The following is a 19,512-nucleotide window of genomic DNA, read 5'->3' on the forward strand; positions in this document are numbered from 1 at the left end:
CGCCGGCCGACGCGGGTGCGGCCCCCGCAACCGTCGGGACGGCGCCAAAGGTCGCGGCAGCCGACGCTCCAACCATCAGGTCTCTCCGATTCACGTCGCTGTCTCCAGGCCTTCGCATCTCGCTGTCCGGCCCCATGACGGGGGGCAACGGACAGGGCGCGGGCCCAGCCGTCGACGTCGGATGCCCGGGGGAAACACCGATATCTTGGATTGGCTCCAAGGTACCGGGAAGACTTTCGTCGATCGGGCCGGTCGCGCCGCCGCCGCCGACGCCGGGGCAGCGGCGCACGCTCTGCGCGGTGAAGGGCCCGGCGCGCCTCCGCCATCCGGTGCCGACCCCGCGAGACCGCCCTCCCTCGCCCGGCATCCATCCCTGCGCCGCGGACGATCGCGATCGGGCATGAAAAAACTCGGGCATGAAAAAACCCGGCTCGAAGGCCGGGTTCGCATTCTCGTGCTGCCGGAGGGAAGCGGTTACGCGCTCGCCTGGATCCAGCGGGACAGGTCGCCCTTGGGGGCGGCGCCGACCTTCTGGCTCGCCAGCTGCCCGTCCTTGAAGATCAGGAGCGTCGGGATCGACCGGATGCCGTACTGGGCGGCGATGCCGGGATTCTCGTCGACGTTGACCTTGGCGATCTTCACGCGACCCTGAAGATCGGTGGCGATTTCCTCCAGCGCCGGACCGATCTGACGGCACGGGCCGCACCACTCGGCCCAGAAATCCACGACCACGGGCTCGACGGACTTCAGGACGTCCTGTTCGAAGCTCGCGTCGGTCACCTTTACCGTCGCCATCACGCAATCCCTTTCCGATTTCACGGACAGCCTCTCATCCATCGGCCGCCGCGACTGACGACGAACGTGGCGATGCGACCGGACCGGGTCAAGGCGCTTGCCGGCCGGGGCGTGAGTGATGGCGCACCCGGCGGCGGTTTCCCCCAACCGGCGACCCGCCGGACGCGGTATCGGCGCGACGGGGGTCGAAGCGGAGCCCCGACCGCCCCATCTCTGCGTGACGTCGCGCCCTCGACGGCCCCGGTGGGGACGAGGCGCGAGCCCCGCCGCGGGCGGCCGCCACGGCCGCATGGAGGACCATCCCACGTGAAGCATCTCACACAGATCCTGCTCGCCACCTGCACCATCCTCGGCTCCGCGGCGATGGCCCAGGCCCAGGGCACGCCGGCGGAGACCGAAAGCCCGAACACCTCCTACACGCCGATGACCCCCGGCCAGACCCGTGCGCCCAAGCCCGCGACCGAGACCAAGGTCGCCACCGCCACCGCCGCGCAGGGCATCGCCAGCGGCTGGGCCTTCGAGTTCCTGCCCGACGGCCGCATGATCCTCACCGAGAAGGCCGGCACCCTGCGCCTGGTCGCCAAGGACGGCACCCTCGGCAAGCCGATCGCCGGCGTGCCCAAGGTCGATGCCCGCGGCCAGGGCGGCCTCCTCGACGTGGCCCTCAGCCCCGGCTTCGCCTCGGACAAGATGGTCTACCTGAGCTACGCCGAGCCGCGCGAGAAGGGCAACGGCACCACCGTGGCCAGGGCCAAGCTGGTGGAGGACGGCGGCGGCGCCAAGCTCGACGACCTCAAGGTGATCTTCCGCCAGACCCCGGCCTACGAGGGCGACAAGCACTATGGCTCGCGCCTCGTGTTCGCGCCGGACGGCAAGCTGTTCATCACGGTGGGCGAGCGCTCCGACAAGGGCCCCCGCGTGCAGGCGCAGGACCTCGCCAGCGGCCTGGGCAAGGTGTTCCGGGTCGATCCCGACGGAAGCGTGCCCAAGGACAACCCCTTCGCCGGCAGCGACAAGGGCAAGCCCGAGGTCTGGTCCTACGGCCACCGCAACGTCCAGGGTATCGCCCTCGACGCCGAGGGCCGGGTCTGGACGGCCGAGCACGGCCCGCGCGGCGGCGACGAGCTCAACCGGCCCCGTGCCGGGCTGAACTACGGCTGGCCCGACGCGAGCTACGGCATCGAGTACGACGGCGGCAAGATCGGTGCGGGCAAGACCCAGGCGCCCGGCACCGTGCAGCCGGTCTACTACTGGGACCCGGTGATCGGTCCCTCGAGCCTGACGCTCTACCAGGGCGCACTGTTTCCGGCGTGGTCGGACGCCTTCCTGCTCGGCGGCCTCGTCAGCGGCGGCCTCGTGGTGGTGAAGCTCGACGGCGACACGGTGGCCACCGAGGAGCGGGTGCCCCTGAACGAACGCATCCGCGACGTGAAGGTCGGCCCGGAGGGCGCCGTCTATGCCCTCACCGATGGCCCGGACGGCAAGATCCTCAAGCTGACGCCGGCCTCGGGGAACTGATCCCCTCGGGGCGAGGGCTCCCTCGTCGGCAGCAACAAGCCCCCGCCCCGCTCCTCAGCTTTCGCGTTCCGCGAGAGCCTGCAGGGCAGCCGCCACCGCCGCCGCATCGAGGCGGCGGATGGTGGGGCCCGAGGTCCAGACCAGCATCGGCTTGACGATGCGGCCCGGATAGATCTCCCCGAGCAGGGCCGCATAAAGCGCGATCTGGCCCGCCTCCGCCGGGGGCGGGCCGGCGTCGTCCGGCGGCGGCCGGCCGGTCTTGAAGTCGGCGAGCCAGACCTCGCCCTCCGTCACAGCCAGGCGATCGACCCGGCCGACGACCGGGCGCAGGCGCCCCCCCACCGTCACACGACCGGTGAGCGTCACCTCCGCCCGGGCCTCGCGGGCAAACAGCGGCGCAAGGTCGGGCTCCTCGATGAGCCGCAGCACCGCTGCGACGATGGCCCTGCGGGTATGGTCGTCGAGGGCGGGGGCGCGTGCCCGCACGAAGGCGGTGGCGGCGTCGCGGCGGAGGGCGGGGTCGAGGCGGGGGAGATGTTCGAGCAGAGCGTGGATGAGAACGCCGCGCCGGCGCGGTTCCGGGTCCGCCTGGCGCCGGGCCGGCATGCGCTGCCCGTCGGCGGCGGCGAGCGCGCCCGAGGGGCTCAAGGGCGGCGCGACCGCGATCTCGTCGGGTGCCGGCGCCGAGAGCCAGGCCGGCGCGTCCACCTCTGCCGCCGGCAAGAGAATGTCCGTTTCCGTCGACGCGGCGCCCTCGCCCTCGCCCTCGCGCCAGAGGGTCGCCGGCCCGTGGGGGGTCTCGATGGCCTGCCCGGCGCCGCGAGCGGATTCGAGGCCGGTGCGGATCATCTCGCACCAGGCCGCCGGTTCGGCGGCGGTACGCCCGCGATAGGGCGCGACCACGAGGCGGTCGGCGGCCCGGGTCATCGCCACGTAGAGGAGGCGGTTGTGCTCCTCGCGGGCCCGGGCCTGCAGGTCGGCCCTGGCGGTGGCCGCGGCCTCGCAGTCCTGGCTCTTGCTCGACCACACCGGGGGCAGCGCCTCGTCCCGGGCGGCCGACATCGGCAGCAGCGGCGGATCGTTGCCGCCCGGCTTCTCGGAACCGTCGATGATCACCACGAGGGGCGCCTCCAGCCCCTTGGCGCCGTGGACGGTCATGACGCGGACTTCGTCGCGGCCGGATTCGAGGTCGCGCTTGACGGTGTGGCCGGCCTCGCCGCGCCCGGAGGCCGCGAGGTAGCGCGTCAGGAACCCGCCGAGCGAGGGCGCGTCGCTGCCCTGCTCCACCTGCGCGGCGGCGGCCAGGAACACGTCGATGGCGTCGCCCGCCTCCTCGCCGAGACGTGCCACCAGGGCACGGCGCCCGCCGTGGGGCCCGAGGATCGCCGCGTAGAACCCGAACGGGCCGCTGGTGGCGGAGAGATCGATCCAGAGGCGCAGCGCGGCCACCGCCCGCAGCGCGGCGGGATCGCCCGCCGCGGCGTGGCGGTGGAGGGCGTCCTCCAGGGTCTCGGATTCCTCGCGCCGGGCGGCGAGCCGCACGAGATCGTCGTCGTCGAGGCCGACCAGCGGCGTCTTGAGGGCCCCGGCCAGGGTCAGGTCGTCGGCCGGCAGCAGCCCGGCCCGACCCGCCGCAACGAGGTCGTTGACGGCGATATGGGCGGCGATGTCGAGCCGGTCCTGGCCGGCCACCGGCACGCCCAGGGCCTTCATGGCGCGGATCACCTCCTCGAAGGCGGCCGAGCGCTTGCGCACCAGGATCAGGATCTCGCCCGGGCGCCAGACGCGGCCGGTTTCGTCGCCGTGCAGGGTCCAGCCCCGCACCGCCCTGGCGATGCGACGAGCCGTGACGATAGCCGGCGCGTTGGCCTCCGGCGCATCCACCGGGGCCGCCCAGGCATCGGGCTCGACCTCGTCCACCGGCTCGACGATCGGCCAGAGTTCGACGGCACCGGGGGCGCCCCGGCGGGCCGTGGTGTGGATCGTGCCGGGCTTCGTCGCGTCGTCGAAGGCCAGCCCCTGGTAGTGGTCGGGCAGCGCGAAGGTGGCGTCCACGGCGCCCAGGATGCCCAGCGTCGAGCGGAACGAGAGCTGCAGCTCGACGTCCTCGAAGGCAAGTCCGGCCTTCTGCGCCGCCCCTCGCCATTCCTGCCGCACCGCCTCGAAGGCGCGCGGCTCGGCCCCCTGGAAGCTGTAGATCGACTGCTTGGGGTCGCCCACGGCGAAGCGCGTCCGCAGGCGGTCGCGCGCACCCTCGCCGGCGGCGAACTCGGCGGTGACGAGGCGCAGGATCTCCCACTGCTGCGGGTTGGTATCCTGCGCTTCGTCGACGAGGACGTGGTCGACGCCGCGGTCGAGCTTGTACAGCACCCAGGCCGCACCGGTCCGCGACAGCAGGTCGAGGGTCTTGTGGATGAGGTCGTCGAAGTCGAGCGCGCCGAGACGCGCCTTCTGGGCCTCGACACGGCGGTGGATCTCCCGCGCCAGGGTGAACAAGGCCTGCGTCCGCTCCAGGGTCCGCGCCGCGCGCAGGGTATCGAGCAGCAGCGCCAGCCGGTCGCGCTCGGCCAGGAGGTCCTGCTTCACGTCCTCGGGCACGCCCTTGGTGCCGAGGCTGCGGTCGGCCTTGGGCGGCCCCTCGCCGTCCTTGGTGAAGAACACGCAGCGGTACAGGCCGAGCGCCGCGGGCGTTCCCCGCGCCGCCTCGGCCTGTACCAGGAGGTCGGCGAGCTGCTCGTCGGTGGATTTGCCCGTGCGCAGGCGGGCGGCGAGGCCGGGCCAGTCGGAAAGCCCGTCGTCGAGCATGCGCCGCTCGATCTCCGGGGCCGTGTCGCCGGCGCCGAGACCGAGGCTGCGGGCGAGCGCGGAGAAGGCGGCGTCGAGACCGCGCGGGTCGCCGATCACCCGGCGCGCACGGATCGCGCCACGGATGACCTTGCGCAGGGCGTCGCCCGTGGCCTCGGGCCCGACCACGGCGAGGGCGGCCCCGAGATCGGAAGCGCGGGCGCCGATGGCGTCGGCGAGCACGTTGTCGGTCTCGATGGCAAAGGCGTCCCGCGATTGGTCGTCGTCGAGGACGACGAAGCGGGCCGGGACGTTGGCCTCGAAGGGAAACAGGTGCAGCAGCCGCTCGCACAGCGCGTGCAGGGTCTCGATCTTGAGCCCGCCCGGCGTCTCGACGGCGCGGGCGAACAGCCGGCGGGCGAGGTTGACGGTCTCGCGCCGGGGCACCTGCCCGGTGAGTTCCGCCAGCTCGGCCGACAACGCCGCCTCGTCGAGGGTGACCCAGCGCCCGAGCCGCTGGAACACCCGGATCGACATGTTGGCGGCGGCCGCCTTGGTGAAGGTGAGGCACAGGATGCGGGCCGGCGCCGCCCCGTCGAGGAGGAGGCGCACGACCCGGTCGGTGAGCACCTTGGTCTTGCCCGTCCCGGCATTGGCCGAGACCCAGGCGGAGGCGCGCGGATCGGCGGCGCGCCGCTGCTTGTCCTTGGTGAGGGCGTCGACGACGAAGGCGCGGTTCATGGGCCTAGTCCTCCTCGCCGCCGAGCGACCATTCCAGCACCCGGGCGAGGTGGTCGTAATCGCCGTAGGATTTGGCGTATTTCGGGTAGGGCCGCGAGGTGTAGGCGGCCTCGCCGGACAGGAAGCGGGCGAGCAGGCCGCGCAGGCGGGCGGTGTGCTCCTCGACGATGCCCTCGACCCCGCGGGCATCGCCGCGCGGCGGTTTGAGGGGCCGTGGCACGAACGGGTCGCGCCCGCCCGACGCGTGGACGTAGAGCAGGTCCGGCGTTCCCGCGGAGGCGGCGATCCCCGCGAAGGCACCGGCCTTGAGCATCGCCGCCTCCAGGGTGAGCTGTGGCGAGAACCCGGCGAAGACCTCCCTGTTGCTCGGCGGCGCCCCGGTCTTGAAGTCGACGATGCAGGTGGTCCCGTCGCGCGCCAGCTCGATCCGGTCGGCGCGGGCGCGCAGGGTGACGCTGTCGGTCCCCAGGGGGATCACCCACTTGCCCGACACCTCCGGATGGATGCGCCTCAGGCCGGGCCGGCGCTGCGCCTCCCAGTCGAGGAAGCGGCCGGCCATGCGCTCGTAGCGCGGCCACCACTCCGCGTAGAGCTCGGGATAAGTGTCGGCGATGCTTCCGAAGGCGTCGAGCGCCAGGGCGTAGAGGCGCTCGGGGGCATCGGCGGGCAGCGCCTCGGGGTGGTCGTCCGCGAACCGGCCGAGGATGTCGTGGACCAGGGTGCCGCGCTCGGCCGCACCCGGCATCGCCGCCACCGGCTCCAGCGGTTCGAGCCCGAGCACGTGGCGGGCGAAGATGACGTAGGGGTCGCGCACCAGCGTCTCGATCTCGGTGACGCTGAGGGAGCGCGGGAACAGGGCCGGATCGGGTCGTGGCCGCGGCTGGGCCAGCCGCGGCGGCGGCGGGCCGCCGTGGTCGAGCCTGTCGGCGAAGCCCGCGAGGCGCCGTCCCTGCCCCAGCGCCGTCTCCCAGCGCGCATCGCCGACGAAGGCGCGCAGGCGCTGGAGAAAGCGCGAGGGCACCGTCGGCGAACCGTCGCGCTTGCCCGCCCGCGTGATCACCGCGTCGCGGCAGCCCAGCGCCTGGACGAAGTCGTGGGCGCTCTGGCCGATCCGGCGCTCGGGCGGGTTCAGGCCCACCCGCTCGCGCATCGGCCGGTTGAGGAAGGAATCGGTCACCGTGCGCGACGGCCACACCCCCTCGTCGAGGCCGCCGAGCACGACGCGGTCGACGTCCATCAGGCGGGATTCGAGGAGGCCGAGGATGCGCACGCGCGGGTGCGGCGCCGGCCCGCCGCAGGTGACGACCCGCTCGGCGCAGAGCGCGGTGAAGAAGGCGGGGTACTCGGCGAAGGTGCCCGGCATCAGGCCGGGCTCGGCCATGGCGAGGTCGTCGAACAGGGTGTCGAGCCCCTCCAGCGACCCGTCGGCGGGCATCTCGGTCTCGGGGCAGGCCAGCAGCCGGTCGCAGGCGGCACGGTGCCGGCCGGCGATCGCCACGAGGTTTTCGGGCGCGGAGACGTCGGGGACAACGAAGTCGGCCAGGGCGTCGGTCAGGCGGGCGATCAGCTCGGCGGCCAGGTCCCAGTCCCGGTCGGCGAGGCGGCGCTTGGGCCTCGGCCGGCGGCCGGTGGCGGCGCGCTGGTCGTCCAAAGCCTTGGCGATGCCGGCAAGGCCCGGCCCCGGCGCGGGGCCGCGCAGCACGCCGATCTCCAGGGCGGCGGCGGCGCGCACCACGTCCGAGCGCGGCATGGCGAGGCGGACGTAGGGATGCGCCAGCAGGGCGATGAGCTTTGCCGGCTTCAGGTCGGTGGCGAGTTCCGCCACGAGGCGGGCGAAGCGCCCCGCCTGGCTGCGCGAGAGGGGTTCGCCCGCCGAATCCTCCGCCACGATGCCCCAGCGGCCGAGCTCCGCCGCGACCCGGATGGCGAGGTTGCGGTCGGGGGTGACGAGGGCGGCCGTGGCACCGGGGGTCTCCAGGGTCTCGCGCAGGGCGATGGCCGCGACCAGGGCCTCCTGGCGCTCGTCGGCGGCCTCCACCACCGCGAGCCCGGCGAGTCCCCGGCGGGCGAGATCGTCACGCACGGAGGCGGCGAGATCGGCCCAGGCGTCGGTGGTCTCGGCCGGGCGCAGGGCCTGGGACAGCAGCGCCGCGCGGGCGCGGGCCTCCTGCGAGGGCGCGCCGAGGACGACGACCTCGCTGCGGTCGAGGGCGAGCCCGCGCGGCCCGAGCAGGCGGTGCAGGATCGCCTGCGGATGGCCGTGGGCGATCTCCCGCTCCGCGCCCTCGCCGGTGTCGATGGCGGTCCAGCCGGGGGCGTCGAGGTCCTGGTCGAGCCCCGGCAGCACCACCGCCCCGCGCGGCAGGGCGGCCACCGCGGCGATGAGCCGGGCGGTGGCCGGGACCGAGCCGGTGGAGCCGGCCACGATCACCGGACCGGCCGGGGGCTCGCGCCCCAGGCGGTCGGCCTCGGCCATCACCATCAGGCGCGAGCGCACCACCGGGTCGCCGAGGCCGCGGTCATGCAGGATCGCCGGCCAGTTCTCGGCGGCGATACGCACGAAATCGAGGGTGAGCCCGAAATAGCGCGAGTATTCCGCCTCGACGGCCCCGGCGATCTCGGCCCAGGGCAGGCCCTCCACGGTGAGCGCGTCCATCAGGCGTTCGAGGTCGCCGGCCAGTGCCACCGCGTCCGCGGGGGAGGACGGCACCAGGAAGGGCACGTCGTCGTCGATGGGCAGGAGGGCGCGGTCCACGGTCTCGGCCCAGGACTGGACCAGGCGCGCCAGGATCAGGCGCCGCTCCAGGGGCGGCATCGCCGGAGCGAGCGGATCAGGGCCGTTCTCGAGGAGCGGCGTCGCGGCGAGGTCGAGTTCGGCCTCGTCGGCCTCGCCCAGCGGGATCATCCGCGGCAGCAGGGCGGCCCCGCCGAGGCGCTCGGCGAGGCACCCCGAGAGCGCCCGCGCCGCGCGGCGCGTCGGCAGGTAGAGGGTGACGCCGGCCAGCGCCAGGGGATCGCCCCCGAGGTCGCCCACCAGCCGCCCCCCGACGAGGGCCTCGGCGAGGGTCGGGAGGAAGGGGACTCCGGGGGGAATCGTGAAGACGCGGGAGGCGGGCATGATGACCTGTCATTCGGCCAAAGAGGGCCGGCGCGACGACTATTCCGGACGTGGCACCGCCTTCATCCTCACGGCACCCGCGCGCTCGCCTTCACCCGTGCCTCGGCCGCGACGATCGCCTGGGGCGTGCCGACGTGGAGCCATTGGCCGTCGAGGCGCAGTCCGAACAGGCGCTCGCGCTCGGCGGCGCGGTCGAACAGCAGGTTGAGGGAAAACGGGCCGTCGGGCGTGTCGGCGAACAGCTCGGGCTTCAGGATGGCGACGCCGGCATAGATGAAGGGGGCGACCTGGCGTTCGCCGCGGCGCTGCAGCCGGCCCTCGGCGTCCATCACGAAGTCGCCGTTACCGTCGTAGCCCAGGCTGGTGGCGGCGGAGGCGACCAGGAGCAGGATGTCCATGTCCTGCGGGCGCCAGGCGGCGATCTGGCGGGCGAGGTTCGAGCGCGGACCCTCCAGCCAGAACGAATCGGAGTTGAACACCACGAAGGGCTCGGCGCCCACCAGCGGCAGCGCCTTCTTGATGCCGCCGCCGGTCTCCAGGAGCGCTTCGCGCTCGTCGGAGACCGTCACCGCGGGCGGCGCGGCACGGCGGGCCAGATGCGCCTCGACGAGGTCGGCGAGGTAATGGACGTTGACCACCGCGTCGGTGATCCCGCCTTCCGCGGCCCGGTCGAGGGCGTGGTCGATGAGCGCGCGGCCGGCCACCGGGACGAGGGACTTCGGGAGCGTGTCGGTGACCGGGCGCATCCGGGTGCCGAGGCCGGCGGCCAGGACGAAGGCGCGGGTGATCGCGGGGGCGGCGGGCTCTGGCATGCGGGTCCTGCCGTATCGGTGTGGAATCAGGGGGTCGGCGTCGCGTCGCGGGGGGCCAGCAGCGCGGGCAGGTGTTCCTCGTGCCAGAGGCGCAGGCGTGTCAACGCCGGATGCGCGAGGTTGCGGGCGAGATACCGCTCGATGCGCGGCAGGTGGGCGAGATAGCCTGGCTTGCCGTCGCGGCGGTCGAGGCGGGCGAAGATGCCCAGGATCTTGGTGGCCCGTTGCGCGGCCAGCACCGCATAGGCGCGGGCGAAGTCCTCGACGTCGAACTCCGGCTCGCGGGCGCGGCGCTCGCGGGCATAGAGGCCGAGCAGCCGCAGCTCGAGGTCCGGGCTGGCGTCGACCCGGGCGTCCTGCAGCAGCGAGGCGACGTCGTAGGCCGGGTGGCCGAGCACCGCGTCCTGGAAGTCGATGAGCCCGATCCGCTCCAGCCCCTCGCGGCCGGGCAGCCAGATCAGGTTGGGGGAGTGATAGTCGCGCAGCGTCCAGGTCGGGCGCGCGGGCACGACGGTGCGCAGCACCTCGGCCCAGAGGGCGACGAACTCGGAGCGGGCGGGCACCGGCAGGCTGGCCCCGCGCATCGCCGGGCAATACCAGTCCGGCAGGAGCTCGGTCTCGAACAGCAGGGCTTCGAGGTCGTAGTGGGGCAGGACGTGGTCGATCCCGTCCGCGACCGGCAGCACGCCGGGCAGCTGCGTCCCGTGCAGGCGCGCCAGCAGCCGCGTCGCCTCGGCGTAGCGCTCCGGCCGCGGGCCGTTGGCGTCGGTCACCGGCTCGGCCCCGAGATCCTCCAGGATCAGGAGGCCGGCGGCGAGGTCCTCGCCGTAGATCTTAGGCGCCGAGAAGCCCAGCGCCCGCAGGCCCCGGTCCACCGCGACGAAGGCGTGGACGCTCTCGGCGAGCTTGACGATGGCGCTGTAGGGCTTGCCGTTGCGCACCGGCGGCCCGTCGGCCCGGGCCGGCGAGATCATCAGCACCGCCTTGGCGCCGTCGGCCTTCACGAGCCGCTCGTAGGCCCGCGAGGAGGCATCGCCCTGCATCGGCAGGCGGGTGGCCTCGTCCCAGCCGCTGCGCTCGAGCAGGGTGCGCAGGGAGCGCGCGCGCAGGAGCCGGCCGCGCATGCCGCCGGTGCCATCCATGCGGGCGAACCGGGCGCCGTCGCCGAACTGGGGCCGCAGCGACAGGTCGACCGACAGGACCGGGCCTTCGCGAAACCCCAGCCGCTCGGGCCATTCCACCAGGGTGATGGCCCCCTCCGTCATCTCGTCGAAGCCCAGCTCCACGAGTTCGTCGGCGCTGCGCAGGCGGTAGAGGTCGGCGTGCACGATGGCGCGCCCGTGTCGGCCCTCGTAGGGCTGGACGAGGGTGAAGGTCGGGCTCGGCACGTCGAGGGCGGGGTCGCCGGTCAGCTCGCGGATGATGGCGCGCGCGAGCGTGGTCTTGCCCCCGCCCAGGCCGCCGGAGAGGGCGACGATGTCGCCGGGCTGGAGCAACTCGGAGAGGAAGCGGCCGAGGTCCTCGGTGGCGCCCTCTTCGGTCAGCATGATTTCCCAGGCCGCCGGGGCTTGCGCCTCCGGTCCCGCCGGGCCGTGGCCGTCGTCACTCACCCGCTCGATCCTCCAAGGCCCGCCTCCAACGCCCGTCGCTTCGTGAGGTGCAACGCACCAGGCCCCGCGGCGATACCGAACCCACGCGAGCAAATCGGACCCGCGCCACGCGGAGGCCGGAAGCCCCCATGCGGCGATCATTGTAACCGAGCTTCCTTAACCTGGGCTTGCCCCACCCTTCCGGCGGCGAAGCGGCGAAGAAGGATTTTGGTCCCTCGCGTCTCACGAGGACGATCCGAGCGACGGAAAAGATTGGTGAGCGCGCTGGGGCTCGAACCCAGGACCTACAGATTAAAAGTCCGTTGCTCTACCAGCTGAGCTACGCGCTCGCGTCCCCATGACGGACGGGCCTGGCGGCGGCCGCGGGTCCTGCGCATGGGGAAGCGGGCCTGCAATAGGGGGTGGGCGGAATGAGGTCAACCGGGCCGACCGGGCCGTGACGGATCGGCCGATCCGGGACGGCCGGCGGCGTGCCGCGAACCGCGCGGCGGCGATTGAGCCGGGGTCGCAGCCTTGCTATCGCAGGCCCGTTCGCATCGCCCGTCTGGCTGCGGAGCGGATCGCGACGCGGCAGGACTCATGCGGCAGGACCCATCCCGATGATCGCAGGCCCCATCCCGTCCCAGGCACTCGCGCCGGCCCGGCGGGTCGCGACTCCCGAACGCCCAGGGCGGGTCCGGCGGCGGCGTGCCGGGTGGGTCGCGGCGGTCGTCCTGACCCTGGCGCCGATCTCCTCCGGCCAGGCGGCGACACCGTGCAAGCCGGTCCAGTCCGACGGCGAGACCTTCACGGTCTGCACGGTGGACCTGCGCCGCGAGCGCCTGCGCCTGTTCTGGCTGGACGCGGACGGGCTGCCCTATTCGTCGCTCTCGACCCTGGCCACCAAGCAGGGGAGCCAGCTCGGCTTTGCGATGAATGCCGGCATGTACGACAAGGGCCAGGCGCCGGTGGGGCTCTACGTGGAGGAGGGGCGCGAGTTGAAGGGGGTGTCCACCGCCAACGGCCCGGGCAACTTCCACCTCAAGCCCAACGGCATCTTCTACGTGAAGGGCGACCGCGCCGGGGTGATGGAGACCGGCCGCTACCTCAAGGCCAACCCGAAACCCGACTTCGCCACGCAATCGGGCCCGATGCTGGTGGTGGACGGCAAGATCCATCCGAAGATCTCGACGGACGGCCCCTCGCAAAAGATCCGCAACGGGGTCGGCGTGCGCGAGGACGGCCGCACCGCGGTGTTCGCGATCTCGGAGCGGCCGGTGACGTTCGGCGCCTTCGCGCGCCTGTTCAAGGACGATCTGGGCTGCCGCAACGCCCTGTTCCTCGACGGCAGCGTGTCGAGCCTCTACGCCCCGAGTCTGGGCCGCTCGGACCTCAGCCGGCCGCTCGGGCCGATGGTGGGGGCGGTGGCGCGGTAAGGCCGCCCGCCCCCCTCCTCGGTCAGCCGTCGCGTTTGGCGGTCTGGCCGAACATCACCTTCTTGGCGTCCTCGCTCATCGGCTTGCCGTAGTCGGGGTTGACGGCCGCCGCCCTGGCGTAGGCCGCCTTGGTGGCCGGGCGCCCGGCGATGTCGGCGAACCAGCGCGACAGGTGCGGGAAGTCGGACAGCGTCTGGCCCTGCTTCTCCCACGGCACGATCCAGGGGTAGGACGCCATGTCGGCGATGGAATAGGCCTCGCCCGCCACATAGGCGCGGTCGGCCAGCCGCCGGTCGAGGACGCCGTAGAGGCGGTTGGTCTCCTTGACGTAGCGGTCGATGGCGTAGGGAACCGGCTCGGGCGCGTATTGCGAGAAATGGTGGTTCTGGCCGAGCATCGGCCCGAGGCCGCCCATCTGCCAGAACAGCCATTGCAGCACCTCGGCGCGGCCGTGCAGGTCGGCGGGGATGAACCGCCCGGTCTTCTCGGCGAGGTAGAGCAGGATCGCGCCGGATTCGAACAGGGCGACCGGCGCGGTGCCCGAGGCCGGAGCGTGGTCGACGATGGCCGGCATGCGGTTGTTGGGGGCGATCGCCAGGAAGTCGGGCGCGAATTGCGCCCCCTTGCCGATGTCCACCGGCTTGATGACATAGGGCAGGCCGGCCTCCTCGAGGAACAGCGTCACCTTGTGGCCGTTCGGGGTCGGCCAATAATAGAGGTCGATCATCGCGTCTCCTTGGACGTGCACCGTCCGCACCCTCAGGGCGCGCAGGTGGGCTCGGCGACGGCCGAGGTCAACGCCCCTCGTCGAACGAAGGCCCGCATCGATCGAATGCGACGGACATTGCTGACGCTCGCTTCACGGCCGGCGTGGCAGGGTCGTCCCCGGAGCGGCCGGGGACAGGGCGATGATCAGCGCGGTTTCGATTTCGGCGGGCGGGCTGGCGGCGGCGACGCAACGCTATTCCGCGGCGGCCGAGACCGTCGCCACCCTCGGCACCAGCCTGCCGCAGGCCTCGCAGGTCGACCTCTCGACGACCGCGATCGAACTCATCGAATCGAAGGCCGCCGTCGCACTCAACACAGCGGTCATGAGGTCCTCCATCGAGACCGAGAAGCGCGTCCTCGACATGTTGGTCTGACCGCGCTCGCGCGCCCGCGATGCCGAGGCTTCCCGGCCCGCTTGGGCGAACGCCGCTTGCCCAGAGGGGGCGAAAACTCTATGCCCCAGGAGCGCGCGAGCGTGTCGGGGTGTAGCGCAGTCTGGTAGCGCATCTGGTTTGGGACCAGAGGGTCGTAGGTTCGAATCCTATCGCCCCGACCATTCGCCGCCTGTCCGTCCGTTGGTCTCTCGAAGGCTTGAACCGTCCGATGTCGAGCGCGCGCATTTACCGGCCCGCCAAGGATGCCTCCCAGTCCGGGCTCGCCCGCACGCACCGGTGGATCCTCGAATTCGACCGGACCGAGCCGCGCGAGACCGATCCGCTCATGGGCTGGACCGGCTCGGGCGACATGCTGCAACAGGTGCGGCTCACCTTCGACACGCAGGAGGAGGCGGTGGCCTATGCCACCCGCGCCGGCCTGTCCTACCGGATCGACGAGCCGCAGAAGGCGATCCCGCGCAAGGGATTGTCATACTCCGACAATTTCAAGTTCAGCCGCACCGCGCCCTGGACGCACTGAAGCGCACTCACGGCTTGGCCGGGTGGCGCGCCCGAAAGGCGGCATAGGGCTCGGCCGCGTCCGGCACGTCGAGATGCACGAGGCGCATCGGCTGCTCGTCGAGCGGGCGGCACAGTTCGGCGTAGATCTCGGCACCGAGGAGCCCGAACCCGGCGGCGGTCTCGGCGGAATTGGCGAAATAGCCCTCGCGGATACCCGCCAGACGCATCGCCGCATGGCACATCGGGCAGGGACGCCCGCTCGCGTACATCACCGCGCCCTCGAGCTTCGGAGTGCCGAGCGCCTGGCCCGCCTCGCGCAGGGCCCGCAGTTCGGCATGGTCGGTGGGATCGTTGGTGAGGTGGATGCCGTTGGCCGCGCGGGCGATCACCGCGCCGTCCCGGACGAGGACGGCGCCATAGGGCCGGCCGCCCTGCGCGACGTTCGCGGCGGCGAGCTCCACCGCCTCGCGCAGGTAATTCTCATGCGTGCTCATCGGCGGCGTGTTCATCGACGGGTCTCCTTCTTCGATCGGACAGCTTAGCGGGCTCAGAACGCGTAGCGGACCTGGCAATAGGGGATGCGCTCGGCCATCAACGCCTTGAAGCGCGCGATCCACTGGGCCTTCCAGCGGGCACGGTAGCGCAGGTTGTCGCCCCCGCCCTCCGACCTCTTGGCCTCCTGGATGTCGGGGCGCCACAGCAGCGCCTCGGCCTTGGGGTGCCAGCCGAGGTTGACCGCGTGGAGCCCGGCGTTGTGGGTGAGCAGGATGACCTCGGCCTTGAGCTGGGCCTTGGCCGCCGGCCCGATGCCGGCGTCGAGGGCCTCGAACAGCGCGCCCCAATCCGCCTCCCAGCCCTCGTAGAGGATCACCGGCGAGAAATTCACGTGGACCTCGTAGCCGGCGGCCACGAAGTCGTCGATGGCCGCGATCCGCTCCATGATCGGCGCGGTGCGCACGTCGACGATCCGGGCGATGCCCTCGGGCATCAGGGAGAACCGGATGCGGGTCTTGCCCCGGGGCTCGTAGGCGAGGAGGTCGCGGTTGACCGCCTTGGTGGCGAAGGAGGCCTTGGCGTTGGGGATGTCGCGGAACAGGGCGACGAGGTCGCGCACGCCGTCCCCGAGGAGGGCGTCCACGGAAAGGTCGCCGTTCTCGCCGATGTCGTAGACCCACCGCTCCGGGTCGATCGTGTCGGGGGCGGTGAGCGGCCCCTGCTTGCCGGCGTGGCGCCGGATCGCCTCGCCGATCGCCTCGACGTTGACGAACAGCGAGATCGGGTTGGCGAAGCCCTTGCGCCGGGGCACGTAGCAATAGGCGCAGGCCATGGCGCAGCCGTTCGAGGTCGAGGGCGCGATGAAGTGGGCGCTGCGGCCGTTGGGGCGCAGGCTCAGGCCCTTCTTGACCCCGAGCACCAGGGTCGAGCGCTTGATGCGGACCCAATCCTCCACCGCGCCCGCGTTGCCGTGGAGGGTGGGGATGTTCCAGTGCGAGGGCACTTCGATCCGGGCCGCGTCCGGAAACCGGTCGAGGATGGCCCGGCCATGCGCGAAATCCGCCACCACGGGCTCATGGTAGATGGTGGCGACGTCGATGAGGTCGCGCGGCAGGTCCATGGCGTCGCCAGGAGGTCCGTCTCGGATCAGAGCCGGGCCAGCAGTTCGGCCTTCTTGGACGAGAACTCGGCCTCGGTGAGGACGCCCTTGGCGTGAAGCACCGCGAGCTTCTCCAGGGTGGCGAGGACGTCGCCGCCCGCCGTCTCGGTCGCCGGCGCGGGCTCGGGGGGCGCCTCGGGAGCGGGCGCCATCGGCACCACCGGGTCGGGATAGAACGGACGCGGCTCGGGCGGGCGGGACTCGGGTGGACGCGGCTCGGGCGGGCGCGGCGGCGTCTGGCCGTCGAGGCGCGTCAGCTGGTCGAGCTCGACGGGGCCGCCGCGGCCGCTGAAGCGCAGCCTGGTGCCGCCGCCCTGCGACAGCGAGACGCCGGAGATGTCGTGGATGCCGGTGTCGTAGAGCGAGAGCGCGCCGTCTGACTCGACGGCCAGGCGCCGGCTCTCGGGGAAATACGCGTAGCGCAGGCCGTTCTGGGCGCCGGAGGTGGAGGGCCGCCCGAGGTTGGCGGGCCACCACTGGCCCGCCGCGCCTCCCGTCCGGCCCGGCGCCGGCAGGGACCGGCTGAGCTCGTCGCACAGGGCGGCGACGCGGGCCTTGAGGGCGGTATCGAACATCTGCCCGATCATGATCATGCCGCCCGTCGACCATTGCCCGAAGCCGCCGAGGTCGGGATGGTTGAACTGGGCCATGGCGCCGTGGCCCGCCTCCAGCGCCTGGGCCAGGTGGCGGACCGCATCGAGCCCGACGCCGTGCCGATCGGCCAGCGCCTGGAGTTCGCCCGCCGCCTCGAAGCTCTGATCGGTCATGACTCGTCTCCTCCCCCGAGGCCGTCGCGACCCGCGCGCGGTCCTTACGGGACGTCGGTTCTCAGGACTGGACGAAAGCCCGGACGGCCGCAATCGTCCCCGGTGCGACGCAGCAATAATTTCTCGTGCGCGGGAGCTTCGGCATGGCGGGACGCGTTCACGTCGGATTCAGGCTCGCGTCCGCCGCCCGGAGCGGAACGGAGCCGACCTTCGGAGCAATGATGGCCGACGATTCGACGTTCCAGGCAGCCAAGGCGTCCACGCAGACCCGTTCGGCCCGTTCCCGCATCCGCGAAGGCGCACCCTACCCCCTCGGGGCCACGTGGGACGGGCTGGGCGTCAACTTCGCGCTGTTCTCGGCGCACGCCACCAAGGTCGAGCTGTGCCTGTTCGACGAGGCCGGCGAGCAGGAGATCGAGCGGATCGAGCTGCCGGAATACACCGACGAGATCTGGCACGGCTACCTGCCCGACGCCCGGCCCGGCACCATCTACGGCTACCGCGTCCACGGCCCCTACGAGCCCAAGGCCGGCCACCGCTTCAACCACAACAAGCTCCTGATCGACCCCTACGCCAAGGGCCTGGTCGGCTCCATCACCTGGAACCCGGCCCTGTTCGGCTACCAGATGGAGACCGGCGACGACCTCACCTTCGACGAGCGCGATTCCGCGCCCTTCACCCGCCGCAGCCGCGTCATCGACCCGGCCTTCACCTGGGGCCGCGACCGCAAGCCCAACGTGCCGTGGGAGAAGACCGTCTTCTACGAGACCCACGTGAAGGGCTTCACCAAGACCCATCCGCTGGTGCCCGAGCGCCTGCGCGGGACCTATGCCGGCCTCGGCAACCCGGCGGTGCTGGACTACATCAAGTCGCTGGGCGTGACCTCGGTGGAGCTGCTGCCCGTCCATGCGTTCGTGCAGGACGACTACCTCCAGGAAAAGAACCTGGTGAACTACTGGGGCTACAACACGATCTCGTTCTTCACGCCGGCGCGGCGCTACGCGGCGGTGCCGGACTTCGCCTTCTCCGAGTTCAAGGAGATGGTGGCGCGCATGCACGGGGCCGGCCTCGAGGTCATCCTCGACGTGGTCTACAACCACACCGCCGAGGGCAACGAGAAGGGCCCGACCCTGTCGTTCAAGGGCGTCGACAACGCCTCCTACTACCGGCTGCTGCCGGGCCAGGAGCAGTTCTACATCAACGACACCGGCACGGGTAACACCTTCAACCTGTCGCATCCCCGCGTGCTGCAGCTCGTCACCGATTCGCTGCGGTACTGGGCGACGGAGATGCGGGTCGACGGCTTCCGGTTCGACCTGGCCACCATCCTGGGCCGCGAGGCGCACGGCTTCGACGAGGGCGGCGGCTTCCTCGACACCTGCCTGCAGGATCCCGTGCTGAACCAGGTCAAGCTCATCGCCGAGCCGTGGGACTGCGGCCCGGGCGGCTACCAGGTCGGCGGCTTCCCGCCCGGCTGGGCCGAGTGGAACGACCGCTTTCGCGATGACGTGCGCGGCTACTGGCGCGGCAACGAGGGCCTGCTGCCGTCGCTGGCCTCGCGCATCACCGGCTCGGCCGACAAGTTCAACAAGCGCGGGCGCAAGCCCTGGGCGTCGGTGAACTTCATCTCGGCCCACGACGGCTTCACGCTCAACGACACGGTGTCGTACGACGAGAAGCACAACGAGGCCAACGGCGAGGGCAACCGGGACGGCCACGGCCACAACCTCTCCTACAACTACGGCGTCGAAGGCCCCACCGACGATCCGGCGATCAAGGCGGTGCGCAACCGCCAGATGCGCAACATGCTGGCGACCCTGTTCCTCTCGCGCGGCACCCCGATGCTGCTGGCCGGCGACGAGTTCGCCCGCACCCAGCGCGGCAACAACAACGCCTACTGCCAGGACAACGAGGTCTCGTGGATCGACTGGGAGGCGATCGGCTCGGACGAGCGCGACCTCGCCGAGTTCACGCAGCGCCTGATGCACCTGCGCACGGCGCTGCCGATCCTCACCCGCGGCCGGTTCCTGACCGCGGCCTACGACGAGGACCTCGGCGTCAAGGACGTGACCTGGCTGCGGCCCGACGGGGCCGAGATGAGCACCGAGAACTGGGGCCAGGGCGACGCCCGCGCCATCGCGGTGCTGCTCGACGGCCGGGCCCAGGCCTCGGGCATCCACCGGCGCGGCGGCGATGCGACGCTGCTGTTCCTCTACAACGCGTACCACGACATGGTGTCGTTCATCCTGCCGGGCTCCGTCGGCGGCGCCGCCTGGACGCGGCTTCTCGACACCAACCTGCCCGACAGCCAGGAGGTCGTTCATGTGGACATCGGCGCCACCTACGACGTCACCGGCCGCTCGATGCTGATGTTCGTCCTCAAACCCGAAGAGACCCAGGGCGACGAGGTCACCGAGATGGAGCGCTCCTACCAGCACGTGATGCAGGCCTTCGAGCGGGCCAACATCGACACGGTCCGGTTCGAACCGCCGGCCACCTGAGCCCGGCGCGACGGCACCGATTCCATCCCATCCACCGGGCGCCGCCTCCACGAGGGGCGGCGCCCGCTTTTTTCGAAGGCGACCACCAATCGGAACGGGTATCGGCCCGGGGACTTATCGCAGGGCAACACCG

General features: G+C 72.1%; 14 protein-coding genes and 2 tRNA genes. 6 read left to right on the forward strand and 10 right to left on the reverse strand.

All coding sequences use genetic code 11. From position 1 onward, the window contains the following. Positions 1-474: 474 nt before the first annotated feature. Positions 475-795: a thioredoxin gene (gene trxA, locus ASF39_RS06515; RefSeq protein ID WP_055886110.1), complete on the reverse strand. Its 321-nt coding sequence runs from the start codon at positions 793-795 to the stop codon at positions 475-477. 363 nt (positions 796-1,158) lie between these two features. Here trxA and ASF39_RS06520 point away from each other — a divergent pair, with 363 nt between their 5' ends. Beyond that, entirely contained in the window at positions 1,159-2,313 is a 1,155-nt protein-coding gene (locus tag ASF39_RS06520; protein ID WP_055886457.1) for a PQQ-dependent sugar dehydrogenase, read from the forward strand. 54 nt (positions 2,314-2,367) lie between these two features. Here the strand turns inward: ASF39_RS06520 and addA are convergent, their stop codons facing one another. The 5 genes from addA to ASF39_RS06545 form a co-directional block, all read right to left on the reverse strand. Then, positions 2,368-5,838, reverse strand: a complete 3,471-nt coding sequence (gene addA / locus ASF39_RS06525; protein WP_056282062.1) for a double-strand break repair helicase AddA — start codon at positions 5,836-5,838, stop codon at positions 2,368-2,370. A 4-nt stretch (positions 5,839-5,842) separates the two neighbouring features. Further along, complete coding sequence (gene addB, locus ASF39_RS06530) at positions 5,843-8,956, reverse strand: double-strand break repair protein AddB (RefSeq protein WP_056282065.1); 3,114 nt, start codon at positions 8,954-8,956, stop codon at positions 5,843-5,845. A gap of 68 nt (positions 8,957-9,024) precedes the next feature. Further along, entirely contained in the window at positions 9,025-9,768 is a 744-nt protein-coding gene (locus ASF39_RS06535; RefSeq protein ID WP_056282068.1) for a nucleotidyltransferase family protein, read from the reverse strand. Between the two features lie 26 nt (positions 9,769-9,794). Further along, the gene (gene tsaE / locus ASF39_RS06540; protein ID WP_055886460.1) at positions 9,795-11,315 is read right to left on the reverse strand and encodes a tRNA (adenosine(37)-N6)-threonylcarbamoyltransferase complex ATPase subunit type 1 TsaE; all 1,521 of its coding nucleotides are present in this window, start codon (positions 11,313-11,315) and stop codon (positions 9,795-9,797) included. A 316-nt stretch (positions 11,316-11,631) separates the two neighbouring features. Beyond that, positions 11,632-11,707 (reverse strand) — tRNA-Lys (locus ASF39_RS06545). Positions 11,708-11,977: 270 nt separating this feature from the next. Between ASF39_RS06545 and ASF39_RS06550 the strand changes: the two genes are divergently transcribed. Then, positions 11,978-12,793 carry a phosphodiester glycosidase family protein gene (locus ASF39_RS06550; protein ID WP_082494407.1) on the forward strand — a complete coding sequence of 272 codons (816 nt, stop codon included), beginning with the start codon at positions 11,978-11,980 and terminating at the stop codon, positions 12,791-12,793. Between the two features lie 22 nt (positions 12,794-12,815). On the opposite strand, the gene ASF39_RS06555 is transcribed toward ASF39_RS06550, so the two are convergent. Then, positions 12,816-13,520, reverse strand: a complete 705-nt coding sequence (locus ASF39_RS06555; RefSeq protein WP_056282071.1) for a glutathione binding-like protein — start codon at positions 13,518-13,520, stop codon at positions 12,816-12,818. A gap of 181 nt (positions 13,521-13,701) precedes the next feature. Here ASF39_RS06555 and ASF39_RS06560 point away from each other — a divergent pair, with 181 nt between their 5' ends. The 3 genes from ASF39_RS06560 (at position 13,702) to ASF39_RS06570 (ending at position 14,476) form a co-directional block, all read left to right on the forward strand. Beyond that, positions 13,702-13,935, forward strand: a complete 234-nt coding sequence (locus tag ASF39_RS06560; RefSeq protein ID WP_055886130.1) for a hypothetical protein — start codon at positions 13,702-13,704, stop codon at positions 13,933-13,935. Between the two features lie 105 nt (positions 13,936-14,040). Next, a tRNA-Pro gene (locus ASF39_RS06565) sits at positions 14,041-14,117 on the forward strand. 47 nt (positions 14,118-14,164) lie between these two features. Continuing rightward, positions 14,165-14,476, forward strand: coding sequence for an ETC complex I subunit (locus ASF39_RS06570; protein ID WP_055886133.1), 312 nt, complete (start codon positions 14,165-14,167; stop codon positions 14,474-14,476). Between the two features lie 7 nt (positions 14,477-14,483). Here the strand turns inward: ASF39_RS06570 and ASF39_RS06575 are convergent, their stop codons facing one another. From ASF39_RS06575 to ASF39_RS06585, 3 genes are read right to left on the reverse strand one after another with little or no spacing between them, the layout of a single operon-like run. Next, the gene (locus ASF39_RS06575; protein ID WP_056282192.1) at positions 14,484-14,951 is read right to left on the reverse strand and encodes a nucleoside deaminase; all 468 of its coding nucleotides are present in this window, start codon (positions 14,949-14,951) and stop codon (positions 14,484-14,486) included. A 53-nt stretch (positions 14,952-15,004) separates the two neighbouring features. Continuing rightward, complete coding sequence (locus tag ASF39_RS06580) at positions 15,005-16,072, reverse strand: spore photoproduct lyase family protein (protein ID WP_055886136.1); 1,068 nt, start codon at positions 16,070-16,072, stop codon at positions 15,005-15,007. A 26-nt stretch (positions 16,073-16,098) separates the two neighbouring features. After that, the gene (locus ASF39_RS06585) at positions 16,099-16,878 is read right to left on the reverse strand and encodes an SHOCT domain-containing protein (protein ID WP_056282074.1); all 780 of its coding nucleotides are present in this window, start codon (positions 16,876-16,878) and stop codon (positions 16,099-16,101) included. A 221-nt stretch (positions 16,879-17,099) separates the two neighbouring features. Here ASF39_RS06585 and glgX point away from each other — a divergent pair, with 221 nt between their 5' ends. Then, complete coding sequence (glgX, locus tag ASF39_RS06590; RefSeq protein WP_055886469.1) at positions 17,100-19,379, forward strand: glycogen debranching protein GlgX; 2,280 nt, start codon at positions 17,100-17,102, stop codon at positions 19,377-19,379. Positions 19,380-19,512 lie beyond the last annotated feature (133 nt).

Source organism: Methylobacterium sp. Leaf108 (assembly GCF_001423265.1).
In the GTDB taxonomy this organism is placed as follows: Bacteria; Pseudomonadota; Alphaproteobacteria; order Rhizobiales; family Beijerinckiaceae; genus Methylobacterium.